Source organism: Fibrobacterota bacterium, from assembly GCA_019509785.1.
Classification (GTDB): domain Bacteria; phylum Fibrobacterota; class Fibrobacteria; order UBA11236; family UBA11236; genus Chersky-265.
Window position 1 is genome coordinate 58,628 of the sequence record JAEKLQ010000031.1, and the last position, 13,761, is coordinate 72,388.

The 13,761-nt window shown below is 63.0% G+C and carries 9 protein-coding genes; 2 read left to right on the top strand and 7 right to left on the bottom strand.

The annotated features are described in order from the left end of the window. Positions 1–37 precede the first annotated feature (37 nt). Complete coding sequence (gene larE / locus JF616_07730; GenBank protein ID MBW8887632.1) at positions 38–943, top strand: ATP-dependent sacrificial sulfur transferase LarE; 906 nt, start codon at positions 38–40, stop codon at positions 941–943. Positions 944–975: 32 nt separating this feature from the next. On the opposite strand, the gene JF616_07735 is transcribed toward larE, so the two are convergent. The 4 genes from JF616_07735 to JF616_07750 all read right to left on the bottom strand — a co-directional run bounded on the left by JF616_07735 (position 976) and on the right by JF616_07750 (position 5,725). Then, positions 976–2,124: an iron-containing alcohol dehydrogenase gene (locus JF616_07735; protein ID MBW8887633.1), complete on the bottom strand. Its 1,149-nt coding sequence runs from the start codon at positions 2,122–2,124 to the stop codon at positions 976–978. A gap of 7 nt (positions 2,125–2,131) precedes the next feature. Continuing rightward, positions 2,132–3,544 (bottom strand): glutamine synthetase, encoded by a 1,413-nt coding sequence (locus tag JF616_07740; protein MBW8887634.1) that lies wholly within the window; start codon positions 3,542–3,544, stop codon positions 2,132–2,134. Between the two features lie 85 nt (positions 3,545–3,629). Next, a complete protein-coding gene (locus tag JF616_07745) occupies positions 3,630–4,310 on the bottom strand; it encodes an alpha/beta hydrolase (protein ID MBW8887635.1) in 681 nt (226 codons plus the stop codon). After that, the gene (locus tag JF616_07750; protein MBW8887636.1) at positions 4,307–5,725 is read right to left on the bottom strand and encodes an aldehyde dehydrogenase family protein; all 1,419 of its coding nucleotides are present in this window, start codon (positions 5,723–5,725) and stop codon (positions 4,307–4,309) included. The genes JF616_07745 and JF616_07750 overlap by 4 nt, the downstream gene beginning before the upstream one ends. Positions 5,726–5,849: 124 nt before the next feature. On the opposite strand from JF616_07750, the gene JF616_07755 reads away from it, so the two are divergent. Continuing rightward, on the top strand, positions 5,850–7,928 hold the full coding sequence (locus tag JF616_07755; protein MBW8887637.1) for a transketolase: 2,079 nt from the start codon (positions 5,850–5,852) through the stop codon (positions 7,926–7,928). 86 nt (positions 7,929–8,014) lie between these two features. Here the strand turns inward: JF616_07755 and JF616_07760 are convergent, their stop codons facing one another. The 3 genes from JF616_07760 to JF616_07770 all read right to left on the bottom strand — a co-directional run bounded on the left by JF616_07760 (position 8,015) and on the right by JF616_07770 (position 13,491). Continuing rightward, complete coding sequence (locus JF616_07760; GenBank protein ID MBW8887638.1) at positions 8,015–11,599, bottom strand: hypothetical protein; 3,585 nt, start codon at positions 11,597–11,599, stop codon at positions 8,015–8,017. 41 nt (positions 11,600–11,640) lie between these two features. Further along, complete coding sequence (locus tag JF616_07765) at positions 11,641–12,834, bottom strand: hypothetical protein (GenBank protein MBW8887639.1); 1,194 nt, start codon at positions 12,832–12,834, stop codon at positions 11,641–11,643. Positions 12,835–13,110: 276 nt separating this feature from the next. Beyond that, the gene (locus tag JF616_07770; GenBank protein MBW8887640.1) at positions 13,111–13,491 is read right to left on the bottom strand and encodes an RNA-binding protein; all 381 of its coding nucleotides are present in this window, start codon (positions 13,489–13,491) and stop codon (positions 13,111–13,113) included. Positions 13,492–13,761 lie beyond the last annotated feature (270 nt).

A 13,761-nucleotide genomic window follows, 5' to 3' on the forward strand; every position in this document is an offset into this window, starting at 1 on the left:
GCCTTCCGGGGACGCGGGGGAATTTTACCTTGTGTCCATGAACCTTTTCGCGCCCCTGGCGGAGATCATCGCCGATCCAGGCCTCTTGGAACGATGCCGGGATCTGGAGACCGGGCTAAGCGCCTTCCCTTCGGCCCTGGTCGCCTTTTCGGGCGGGGCCGACTCGGCATTGCTCGCGGCCATGGCCCGCCGCGTTCTCGGACGGGACCGGGCCAAGGCTTGCATCGCGGTAGGGCCTTCCCTGCCCGACCGGGAATTGCGCGCCGCCCGGGAATTGGCCGAAAGCCTGGATCTGGAATTGGCCGAATTCGCCGCCACCGAGGGGGACAACCCCGCCTACGCCGCCAACGGGCCGGATCGCTGCTACCATTGCAAGGCCGATCTCTTCTCGCATCTTGTCCGCATCGCCGCCGACGCCGCGTCCGCGGCGGGACCGGCCCCCGCCCTGCTGTACGGGGGTAACTTGGATGATACCTACGACTACCGGCCCGGGCGGAAGGCCGCCGCCGAAGCCGGCGCGAGGGCGCCCTTGGCCGAAGCGGGCCTGGCCAAAGCGGATGTAAGGGCCTTGTCGCGGGCCTTGGGGTTGCCCACGGCCGATAAGCCGGCCCAACCTTGTCTTAGCAGCCGCATCCCTTACGGGCAGGCCGTGACTCCGGAAAAGCTCGCGGCCGTGGAGGCGGGCGAGGAAATTCTGGCGGGCTTCGGCTTCCGGGAATTCCGCGTGCGCCATTTCGGGACCGCGGCCCGCATCGAGGTGGCCCAAGGGGAACGTGAGGGCCTGACCGCGGGTATCCGCGCGGAGTTGGCGAATCGCCTAGGCGCCTTGGGATTCGATCGCGTCGATTTCGATTCGGAAGGATTCCGCTCAGGCCGTCTCAATGAAGCCTTGGCGCCGGAAGCGCGGGGCCGCGCGGGCGGGACCGTTTCCGACCGGAGTTAATCGGAAACGGTAGCGTCCCGGGAAGAGGCCGTTCACCAAGCCGCCCGATAGACAGCCAGCATTTCTTCCCGTTTCACCGGGATGAGGTTCGAGGCATGGCAGGTGTCCTCGATGGCGTCGGCCGACAGGGGTTCCAGGTCGACCTCGGGCACCTTATGATTCCGTAACCCAAAGGTTACCCCCAGGGAAACGAACAGGGAGCGGGCCGATTCGGACAAGGATTCCTTGGCGATTCCGGCTTCGCGGAACAGCCCTTGGATGCGTTCCATCTTGGCCCGGGCAGGGGCAGCCAGGGGCCGGGCCTCCAGGAAGGCGAGGGCGTCCGGTAGCAACAGGGCATTGGCCAAGCCGTGATGGGTATTGTAGCGGGCCGAGAGCGGATGGGCCAGGGAATGGATCATCCCCAGGCCTTTCTGGAAGGCGGTGGCGCCCATGGCCGCGGCCATCTGCATCGCCCCGCGCGCCTCCAAATCGCGCCCATCGGCGTAGGCGGCCGGCAAGGCCTTGAGTATGAGGCGGATGCCTTCCAAGGCGATCCCGTCGGCCATGGGATGGAAGGCGTTGACGAAGTAGGCTTCCAGGCAGTGGGTGAAGGCATCGATGCCGGTGGCGGCGGTGATATGCGGCGGCAGGCCGGCGGTAAGCGACGGTTCGAGCACGGCGATATCGGGCATGAGCCTGGGATGGAAGAAGATGGTTTTCTTGCCGGTCGCCCTCAGGATGATGACCCCCGAACGCCCCACTTCGCTGCCCGTGCCCGCGGTGGTGGGGATGGCGTACAGCGGAGGCATGGGATTGACGATCAGCTTATCCCCGCCCTTGGCGTCATCGTATTGGGCCAAGGGGCCCGGATGGACGGCCATGAAGCGGATCACCTTGGCCGTGTCCATGGGGCTTCCGCCCCCCAGCGCGATCAAGGCATCGCATCCGCCCGCGCGGTAGGCCTCCAGTCCGTTCTCCACGTCCTCTTCGACGGGATTGGGATGGGTCCCGTCGAAAACGGCGGCGGCAACGCCCTCCTTACGTAACGCCTCGGTTACTGTTGCGGCCAAGCCCGCCTTGGCGAGGGTGGCGTCGGTGACCAGGAGGGCGTTGCGGACCTTGCCCTTGAGCCGCTGCGCGAGTGCCGCGAGCGAACCCTCGCCGTAAAGGATGGTGGTAGGATAATTGAATTGCTGCATAGGCCCCTCAGATGATCTCGAAATACCTCGCCAACTGCCAATCCGTGATCTGCCGCTCGTATTCCCGGACTTCCCACTCCCGCGAATTCGCGAAATGGTCCACGAAAGCCTCGCCGAAAAGCTCCTTGGCCTCCGCGCTCGCGCGCAGGTTGCGCAGGGAATCGCGCAGGTTGCTGGGAAGCTTCAATTCCTCCGGAAGGGAATCCTGCACTTCGTAGGCGCTGCCCTTCACGGGGGCGCCCAATTTCAGCTTGCGTTCGATGCCCAAAAGTCCCGCCCCCAGGCAAGCCGCGGCCACCAGGTAAGGGTTGCCGTCGGCGGCTCCCAAACGGAACTCGGCGCGCTGGGATTTCGGGGAACCGGGAATGACGCGCAAGGCGGTGGTGCGGTTCTCCACGCCCCAGGTCGCGCTGGTCGGGGCCCAGGCGCCTTTGACGAGGCGCGAATAGCTGTTGATGGTAGGCGCGCACAAGCATAGGAACGGCTTGAGGAACTTCTGCATCCCGGCCACGTAGCTCTCCATGAGCGGGCTCATGCCTTCCCGCCCGCCGGCCTTATGGAAGACCGGGTCCCCCGTTTTGTGGGAATACAGGCTCTGATGCATATGGCCGCTCTGGCCGGGGTAATCCAGGGACCATTTGGCCATGAAGGTGGCCACCTTCTGGCGTTTCTGGAAAAAGACCTTGGTGAAGGTCTTGAAGATGGCGGCCTTATCGGCGGCGCGCAGGGCTTCGTCCGCGGTGAGCGCGGCTTCGATGACGCCGGGGCCGGTCTCGCAATGCAATCCTTCGATGGGGCAATCCAGCGCTGCCTGGTAATCCATCAGGCCGGTGAACAAATCCGATTCCACCGAACTGCGCAGCACCGAGTAACCGAAATTGCCCGGCGTGTAAGGCTTGAGATCCTTGTAACGTTTCTCCCGGATCGTATGCGGGGTTTCGTCGAAGACGAAGAACTCGTACTCGAAACCGATCTTGGCGCCGAAGCCCATGGACTTGGCCCGATCGAGGATCCTTTGCAGCAGGCTGCGCGGGCAAAGCGGATGCCGCTTCCCGCTTCCGTCCGGATCGGTGAATTCGCCCAGGAAGAAGGGAATGCCGCCTTCGTCGGCCAGGCGGCGTTCGGTCGACAAGTCCAGGCGGAAAGGCGCGTCGGGAAAGGCGGTATGCCAGCCGGTGTACGAGACGTTGTCGTACAGCTTATCGTCCATGTCCCAGCCCAGCACGCAATCGCAAAAGCTTCCGCCCGACTTGGCCACCGAGGCGAACTTGTCCAGGGAGATGTATTTGCCCCGCATGACCCCGTCGATGTCGGTGAGGGCCAGCTTGACGCGGGTGATGCCTTCTCGCTGCCAGGCCGCGATCCTGTCGTCTACGGCCGGTGCCGAGGTTGCTTTGGCCTTGGCGGGAGTCTTGTTCATGATTCTCCTCTCGACTGGTTATCCGGCCCCGTGATGAGGCTTGGAGTCTATCCTTAGCCCTGTTCCAATATAAATCCTTCGGATCTTACGACCCGGGCCCACGCATTGCGGGATTATTGATCATCCCGAGCCACCCAAGCAACCGGGCATTTACGATTGCGGAATGCGTCATCGAGATCAGATGCCCGCCGTCCGGAATCAGGACGTCCCGGTTCTCCCGCCCGGCCGGGATCAGGCGATCCCGAAGCCCGTGGATAGAGAATATGGGAACCTCCGGCAGAGAAGGGCCGAGAAAATCAAGGCAGAGTTCCGTGATTTCCTTGAATCGCTTCGGCGGCAAGCGACGGGCCATGGCATATAAAAGATCGACATGGGAAGGATCGGCGATTCCGAAATAGCGCTTGGAGACGACCGAGGGGAGAAGGCGCATATCGAATAGGGCCGATGGAATGCAGGGGAGGATCGGTCGGAAGCAGGCCAGCGAAGGCGCGATGGACCGGGAAGAACGGCAGGATGAGATCAAAATGATTCCCGAGGGCCGAAGCTGACCGGCCAGCATCTGGGCCGCCATGCCACCGAAGGAAATCCCGATGAAAACGTCCCCGGCCCGGATTGGATTCGCCTCTTGGAGGCCCGACAAGAATTCGGGCCAGTCGCGGGAGGCCCGCACCGGCCACTCCACCCACGCCGTCTCGTATCCCGGCAGAGCATGGAAGGGACCGAGGGAAGCATCCGCTCCCAGCCCCGGGAAGAACCAGACCTTCATCCGACCCTGAAGTGGATCGCCTTCCTCCGGGTCATCGCGTAGAACCCGTACTTCGACAGCGAAGTCCCCCGCCCGCTGTCCCGCACCCCGGTCCAAGGCAAGGCCGGGTCCAGGTAATCGCAACGGTTCATGTACACCGTGCCCGTATCCGCCGAGGCCGCGAAGCGCTCCGCGCGTTCCTGGTCGCGTGTGTAAATGGCGGAAGTAAGGCCATAAGGGGAATCGTTCACTAGGCGGACCGCTTCTTCGTCGTCGCGCACGGGAACCACCGGGAGGATGGGGCCGAAGTTCTCCTCGCGCATCAGGTCCATGCGGTGATCGGCATTGGTTATGAGGGTCGGCTCGAAAAAGGTCCCCATCCCCACTTTGCGCGCGCGGCCGCCGGCGACCACTACGGCGCCTTTGGCGCGGGCGGCCTCCACCTGGCCCAGCATGGCCTCGGCCGATTTCGCCGTCGCCAAGGGGCCCATGGTGGTGGCATGCTGACGGGGGTCGCCCAACACGTAGGCCGAAGCCAGTTCGGCGCATTTGTCGAGGAAATCGCGGTAGCGATCCTTGTGCACGTATACGCGCTCGATCCCGCAGCACGACTGGCCCGCATTATACATGGCTCCGTCCACCAGGTCGGCGGCGGCCTTCTCCAGATCGGCATCGGCGGCGACGTAGGCGCCGTCCTTGCCGCCCAGTTCCAACGCGCAATCGATGAAGCGGTTGGCCACTCCCGATCGGTTCGCCAAGCTCTTTTGCACGGAAAGGCCGCCTTCCACCGAACCCGTGAATACGACGTGATCGATGTCGCAGTTCTCCATGACTTTTCCGATGGCCCCATGGCCCGATACTACGGCTTGCAATACGTTCTCGAGCGGTCCCCCGGCTCCCATGCTCCCGAAGGCCCTGGCGAAATGCTCGCCGACGGCGGGGGTGAGGCTGGAATGCTTCAGGATGACGGCGTTCCCGGCCAAGAGGGCCGCAGCCACGCCGTTCACGGCGGTCAGCAGCGGATAATTCCAAGGCGCGATGATGAGGACGACGCCGAGGGGCGCATGTTCGATGCGCCGGACGAAGCCGGCCTTTGGCGGGAGGATGTCCGGGGCCAAAGCCGATTCGGCCGCGTCCGCCAGCCATTCGGCGCGTTCGAAAAAGCCTTTCAGTTCGTTCTCCGATTGCTTGATGGGCTTTCCCATCTGCCGGGTAATGTCCATGGCGATGGCGGCGCGGTTGGCCTCGAACCATTGCAGGCCGGCGCGGAACCATTCCACGCGCTGGGCCACGGACACCTGGCGCCAGGCCGCGGCGGCCGTGCGGGCGCGATCCACGATGGCCCGGAGGCCCGGGAAATCCAACAGGGGATATTCCCCGGCCGCCTCCAAGGTGAAGGGATCGATTGGCTTCAGGATTCCCGGCGAGTTTGTCATGGCGGTCCCTTCCGATCGGGCCCCGGACGGGGCTTTCGAGCGTCATTATAAAATAACGGTCCACGGGGCCAAAAAGGTATTTTAACTACTTTTTCCCGACCTAAAGAATGAAGGAGCCAGACTCTTGGACAACGCCAAACTGAAGCGCATCGCAGACAATATCCGCATCCTCTCCGCCTCCATGCCCGAACGGGCGAAATCCGGCCATCCCGGCGGCCCCATGGGCGGCGCCGATTTCATGGCCTTGCTCTACGCCGAGTTCCTGCGTTTCGATCCGAAGGATTTGACCTGGAAGAATCGCGATCGCTTCTTCCTCGACGCGGGCCATCTTTCCTCCATGCTCTACTCCACGCTTTCCACCATCGGCGCCTACAGCATGGACGATCTGAAGAATTTCCGCCAATGGGGCAGCCCCACTCCCGGCCATCCCGAATACGAGCCGCATCGCGGAGTGGAAAACACCTCGGGACCGCTGGGCCAAGGCCACGTTATGGCCCTCGGATCCGCCATCGCCGAACGCTTCCTGCGCGCCCGCTTCGGCGATTGGATGTCGCATAAGACCGTCGCCTACATCTCCGACGGCGGCGTGGAAGAGGAAGTCTCCCAGGGCGTGGGCCGTTTGGCCGGGCACTTGGGCATGGCCGATCTCATCCTGTTCTACGATTCCAACGACGTGCAGCTTTCCCACATGACCAAGGACACCATGTCCGAGGACACCGCCAAGAAGTACGAGGCTTGGGGCTGGCGCGTGGAAACCGTCAACGGCCATGACTTCGATCAGATGCGCGCCGCCTTGAAACGGGCCTGGGCCGAGAAGGAACGTCCCACCTTCATCGTGGGCAAGACCATCATGGGCAAGGGCGCCGTGAAGGAAGATGGCACCCCGTTCGAAGGTTCCCCCAAGCTGCACGGCGTGCCGCTATCCAAATCGGGAGCCTCGTACGAAAAGACCATCGAAGTGCTGGGCGGCAATCCCGCGGAGCCCTTCAAGCTGTTCCCGGACGTCCAGGAATCCATGGCCGCCGTGCTCGCCGAGAAGTCCAAGGCCGCCGCCGACGCCAAGGCCAAGCAGGATGCCTGGGTCAAGGCCAATCCCGAATTGTCCAAGAAATGGGACTTGTTCCATTCCGGCGAGTTGCCGGCGCTGGACTTCGCCGGCATCGAGCAGAAACCCAACGACGCGACCCGCGCCGCTTCCAAGAACGTCTTGGCCTATCTGGCGAGCAAGCTCGAAAACATCATCGTGACTTCGGCCGACTTGGCCGACAGCGATTACACCGAAGGCTTCCTTAAGAAGACGAAGATCTTCACCCGGAACGATTTCTCGGGGGCCTTCCTGCAATCGGGCGTGGCCGAGCTGACCATGGCCGGCGTCATGACGGGCATCGCCATGCATGGCGGCTGTTTCGTGGCGGGCGGCACCTTCTTCGCCTTCAGCGATTTCCAGAAACCGGCCATCCGCCTGGCGGCCATCCAGGGAATCCATACCATCTATATCTGGACCCATGACGCCTTCCGCGTCGGCGAAGACGGGCCCACCCATCAGCCCATCGAGCAGGAGCTGCAGATCCGCCTGCTGGAGAAAATGAAGAACCTGGAAGGGCATCGCAGCGTCCTGATCCTAAGGCCTTGCGACGGCGCCGAAACCACGGTGGCCTGGAAGATGGCCCTCGAGGCAAAGATTCCGGTCGGCCTCATCCTTACCCGCCAGCCGGTCAACGACATCCCGGCCAAGAGCGGAGCCAACCGCTTCCAGGAAGCCTTGGCGGGCGCGTCCAAAGGCGCCTATATCGTAAAGGACGCGGGCGGCAAGCCGGATCTGGTGCTGGTCGCCAACGGTTCGGAAGTCTCCCTGCTGATGGAAGGCGCCGAGCTTTTGGCCAAGCAGAAGGGCCTCAAGGTGCAGGTGGTTTCGGCCATCTCCGAAGGCCTGTTCAAGGAACAATCGCCCCAATACCGGGAGACGGTGCTGCCCATGACCGCGCCCACCTTGGGTTGGACCGCCGGGCTGCCCGCCAACCTGCAAGGCCTGGTCGGGCCCTTGGGCCAGGTTTACGGCATGGAGCGTTTCGGCGCTTCGGCCCCGTTCAAGGTCCTGGACGAGAAGTTCGGTTATACCGCGGCCAACGTGGTGGCGGTGGCCGAGAAGTATCTCTCGGAATATAAGGACGTCTTGCGCAGACTGGTAACCGTCGCCGGTTAAGACGCAGCGGCATCGACGATAAGCGGAGGCCGGGGCATCAGCCCCGGCTTTTTTCGTTTAGAAATACCTGGAGGATGTCATGCGCTCTAGGGCCCGAAGAAGCCCTTCACCGAAACCCCCACAGTATCGGTGATGGCCGCGTTATCGTCGGAAATGATGAACACGTTGACGTCCCCGCGCGAAACCGGATGGATGGAAGACCCGTTCACGCTGGCGATGGTCGGATCCTCGGAGACCATATGCCAATTCTTGTTGGACGCGTCCGAAGGGGAAATCGAGACCGGTACCTGATAATCCGGATCGCCGAACCGGAAGCTGATGTCCGCCCCGCCATCGATGCCGGTCACGGGATTGGTCACCGTAACCGTGAAGGTACCCGTCTTCCCGTCATCGGCCGATGTCACCGTCAATACGACGGATCCCGCGCCTACGGCATGTACCCGATTGGCGACCACGGTCGCGATGCCGCTGCTGCCTCCGCTCAGGGTATAACCCTTATTGCTGGCATTGCCCGGGTTCCAGGTAATCACCGGATCCCTATCCGCGTCGCCTCGGCGCATGGCCAGGTTGGCTGCCGAGACAGAAACCACCGGTTGGACCAAGGTGACGGCGAAGGTAGCCGTCTTGCCGCCGTCCCCGGAGGTGACCGTGGCGTTCGCGGTCCCGGGAGCGACGCCATGGAGTTTATTCGAAACGATGGTGAGCAAAGCGGTATTCGTCGAGGCCAAGGTATAAGACTTGTTCGTCGCATTGGCGGGAGTCCAGGCGAGGATCGGATCCTTGTCCCCTTCCCCTATCCGCAAGCTCAGGTCCGAGGCCGAAACGGAAGCCACCGGTATCGTCACGGTTACCGTAAAGGTCGCCGTCTTGGTGGTATCGTAGACGCTTTTCGCGGTGAAGGTGGCCGTGCCTCCGCCCACCGCGTGGAGCTTGTTGCCGCCCGCCACCGTCGCCACCGAGGTGTTGCCGCTGGCCAAGGTGAAAGCCTTATCGCTGGCATCGCTTGGATTCACGCTGATTGGCGCGGCCGTATCCGCTCCACCCACCTTCATGTTGACGTTGGCGAGGGTCGCGGTCAGGCTGGAGACCGGCCGGATCACGGTGACCGTGAAGGTATCCTTCACCGCCGGGTTGTCCAGCGAGATCACCGTGATGCGGGCGCTGCCTGGGGCTAGTTCCTTCAGCGCCCACCCATTCATGATCGAGACGATGGAGGAGGGCGCGGGGGTTGCGCCGGGATTGGTATAGGCCAGGGACCAGTTCTTATTGCTGGCGTTGGAGGGAAGCCAATTGAAGAGGGAGTAGGGATTGTACCAACTGGTATCCGTGGTTTTCATGCTGACGTCGCCGGCGATCACCTGGGTTACGGGCACCTGGACGGTCACCGCGAATGTGTCTGCCTTGCCGGAGCCGTCCAAAGCCCGGACGATCACCGAGGTCTTCCCGCCCGCCACCCCGTGGTAGGCGGTCCCGCTCGCGGCGATTTTCACCAAGGTCGTATCGTTCGATTTCAGCGAGAAGGACTTGTCGTTGGCGTCGGGAGGATCCCAGGTCAGGTTGCCCGCCACCGACTTGTCTCCCGCGCCTATGCGCAAGGTATCGTCCTTGGCGGATACCGAACGGACCTTGGCCACCACGGTCACCGTGCAAATCACCGCGGCCGAGGTATTGTCGGTGGGGGTCACGGTAAGAGGGGCTTTTCCCGACTTGAGCCCGCTGACCTTGTTCTCCGAGACGGAGATGACGCCCCCGGCTTGGGGCGCGCTGACGACATACCGCTTATCCGTCGCGTTGGTCGGATAGAAGGTGATGTTCGGTAGCACGGGCGCATCGCCCAGGATCACCTGGAAATTGGGTACGCTAATCCCATTGACCCGGACCGGCACCGCATTCACCGTAACCGGGAAAACCGTAGACGGGCCGCTATTGGGACGCAGCGTCACCGATGTCGCTCCCACTGATTTTCCATGCACCACCGGCACGCTTCCCGTCGTCAGGATGGAAGCGATATTGCTGTCCAGGGAAACCAAGGTATATCCGAGATCGGTCGCGTTGGCGGGGGTCCAACGGATGGCAGGAACTCCATTGGCGCCGACGTAAATGGAAAGCGTATCCACCGTGACCTGCTGAACGGGGACATAGGGCGCATACACGGCAACCTTGAAATCGGCCGTATGCCCGCCATCCGCCGACGTAAGGGTCAGGTTGGCGGTCCCCGCCTTGACTCCGCGTACCGACTCGCCCGTAATCGCGACCATGGCGGTATCGGGCGTAGAAAGCGAGAAGGAAAGATTTCCGGCATTGGGCGGGAACCAAGTGGGACTGACGCGGCGCGTTTCGCCCACCGGCAGGGAGAACGCGGCCACCCGGACCGAATCCACGTGCAAGCTGGAATCGGGCCGGCCTACGGTAACCTTAAAAGCCGCAGAGAACCCGCCGTCCTGGGTGGTCACCGTGAAATCGGCGGTGCCCATGCCTACGGGCGAGATCAAGCCCCCCGAAGGCACGGCCACCCCGGAGTCGCTGGTGGTAAGATCGTATTCGCGATCGGATGCATCCGAAGGCGACCAGGTAAGCAACGGCGGTTGCGGATCCCGGCCTAAGGGCAGATTCATATCCTGCGCGGATATGCCGGTAACGGGTATGGAACGCGCGGCCACCGTAACCGAGAACTCCGCGGTCAAGCGGCCATCGGCCGAGAGGGCCAGCATCTGGGCGACCCCGGGGAGCTTGGGGATGACTTGCAGGCTATCCGCGCTCAACTCCACCACCGAGGTCGTTTCCACCGTCGCCAACCGGTAGCCTTGATCGGCGATATCGGCCGGGGTCCACACGAGATGGGGAGCGGCGCCATTGCCGCCGCGGACCAGGAACATGGGATCGACGGAGAGGGCCAGGGCTTTCGCATGGTCGATCACCTTTACGGTAAAGGAAGCCGTGCGGCCGCCATCCCGGGCATACAGGACCATGCGGGTCGTGCCTACCGAGACGCCGCGCACCGACTGCCCCACGACGGAGGCCACCGCGGGTTGATCCGAGACCAGCGAATAATCCTTATAAGTGGCATCGGCCGGATACCAGGACGCATGCGGGACGGTATCCCGTCCCACCGCCACTTCGATGTCCGAAACCCCCACCGAATCAACGCGCTTGCCCTGCGAGGCAACCGTTGCGATGAACGAGGTACTCAAGAGCTTCAGGCCCGGAACCACCACGTCGATCTGCGCGCTACCCGCCGCCGCCGCCAACAACTTCCCATTCCTCACCCGCACTATCGACGAATCGGAACTCGATAACCCGTAACCCCGCAATGCCGCGTCGGCCGGGGACCACTCCAAATCGGGCGCCCGCGCCGAATCCCCCATCCATAGGAGCAGGTTCCGGGCCGCCAGGGCATAGCGGTCGGCGGGAATGGCTCCCAGGATTTTGGCGTTCTCGAGGCATTGCTTGGGCGGCAGCTTGCAATCCGGCAGATATTTCTCGACGCTATCGGCGATCCCGTTCCCATCGGCATCGCGGGTCCAATCGTCGCCGGCATAGTCGGGGGATCCCGGCAGATACGGGCTTTCGTATTGCCGATCCAAACGGCACGCGAACAATGCCAACAGCACCGCCGGCGCCGTCCACGCCGCCCGCGTCCATCCCATCGCTTTCCTCGTTCGCTCCGCCATTTTCTTTCCCCGCCCCGTCCGCTTGCGAACGGCCCGCCGCCTCAGAACGAAAGCACTACCAATCCACCCGCGCCCGCCACCCCGACGCCTCCCAGGATCGCCCACGTGAAGGCGCTCCGATCGCTGCCCTTGACCCGCGCCTGCCACGATTCCACCGCCTCGCGCGAGCGGGCATCCTGGAAGCGCGCGTAGGCATGGTCGGCATCCTTGTTCGCCGAGTACGAGAGATAGCCGCAAACCGCCCCGAAGGCGAGGCTCGCCGCGGCCCCGGCCCAAGTCCAACGCTTCCGGCCCGGGCTAAGCGATCCCGCTTCTTCCGCTCCCGGCAATTGCAGCAGGCTGGAGAAAAAGCTTTCCTCGAATCGCAGCAGCTTGCGGAAATCCTGGGTGGATTGCGAGGGACGCTCCCGCACCTTCTGGCGCGCGACTACGTCGTAAAGGGCCAATCGCAATTGCATCCCGCCGTCCTTGGTCGCCAAAAGGCGCGAATAAACGAGATGGGAAATCCCCATCTTGATCCCGAGCTGGTTGATGGCCGAATCGTTAGGGATGAAGGCGGCCTTATCGACGCCCAGCGCGGTCAGCAGCTCGTCCTGCTCCTTCTTCCCCATGATGTCGTAGTTGCGGGAGGAATAGAGATGGGTAGCCACGCGTTCGGCCATCACCCGCGCGGGCGTCGACCCCGCCGCGCTCAGATCGAGGACGGTCATTTGGCCCAGCTTTTCCCGGCGCCCGGTCTTTACCTTGTCCGGTCCCAGCCAATCCGCCATTTGGGCCAACGCCGATTCCATGGCCGCCCCCGGGGCTCCCAATTGGCGTTTGCTCACCTCCCCGACCTTCGACCAGACGGTTTGCGAGGTGGGAACGTGGACCAGGTTCAAGGTATACGCGTACATGTCGTCGAGGCTGGTGAGGGACCAGAAAACCACGAACTCCGCCGACAGAACGTTACCCGCATCGAAAGCGCATTGGAACTCATGGCAAGGGACCCGGGCGTCCATGCCGTAATCTTTCATCTTCGTGATCATCGTATCGCGGGTAATCACCTTCCAGCCGGAGTTCCCCGCGAAGCCCCGCCGAAGGAAATCGCCCCAATCCGGATCGGCCTTCATGATGTGCAGGTCGATCGGATCGAGCACCGCCAACACCCGCTTTTCAGGTTCGCCCGCCCGATTCGCCGCCTCCGAAAAGGCGCCGCAAGGGGACGCGGATAAGCAATGGAGTAACATCCCCATGCCGATGCCGGAGACGGCGGACCTTCGCATATTGGGGATTTTAAGGGAGGATCAGCGGTCTTTCAAGAACTCCCTCTCCCGCCGCCCTCTGGGTTCGGCGCCGATGTGGGTTCTTTGAAGCCGGATCCGCGGAATCAAAACGGGTGAACGCCCCGAATCGACCGCATTAAAAAGGGCCGGACGAGGGGCCGGCCCGAAACGGAAGGATGAGTAAGGTCCCGATAGACGGAGCTACGGGGACCGCGGTCGCTGATCGGCCATGTCGGCCGGAAAAGCTTACCAGCGATTGCGTTGGCCGCCGCCGCCGCCGCCGCCACCGCCATAGCCGCCGCCGTTGCCGCGGGGTCCGCCGTTGCCACGGGGGCCGCCACCGCCACCACCGCCGAAACCGCCGCCGCCGCCGGCTCCACCGGGTACGCGGGGACGCGCTTCATTAACGGAGATGGGACGACCCTGGAGGGGGACGCCGTTCATTCCCTGGATGGCTTTGAGGGCTTCGTTGTTGTCGGCCATTTCCACGAAAGCGAATCCGCGCGGATTCCCGGTTTCCCGGTCGATGATGATCTTAGCGGAAGTGACGCGCCCGAACTGGCCGAAGGCCTGCGTAAGCTCGTCCTGGGTTACGCTGAAAGCGAGGTTTCCAACGTAAATATTCATATGTCTCCTTGGAATCGAATAATCGAATGGATTGGGTTGGGATGATGGAACGAAGGAGTATCAGGGTCCTCGGAGACTCATTGTGCAGCAGTCAAGCGGGGGATTGGATAACACCATCTTTTCCTCGAGCCTCCCCGCGGAAGCCAATTAAGGCTCGGCAGGGTACACTCGTCCTCATAAAATACACATGTCCCGGCGGTCTTGCAAGAGTAAAATCGCTCTCCCATCCTTTTTCGCGGAGCCCTGCCCGCAGGCGGCAGCCGATGCCCA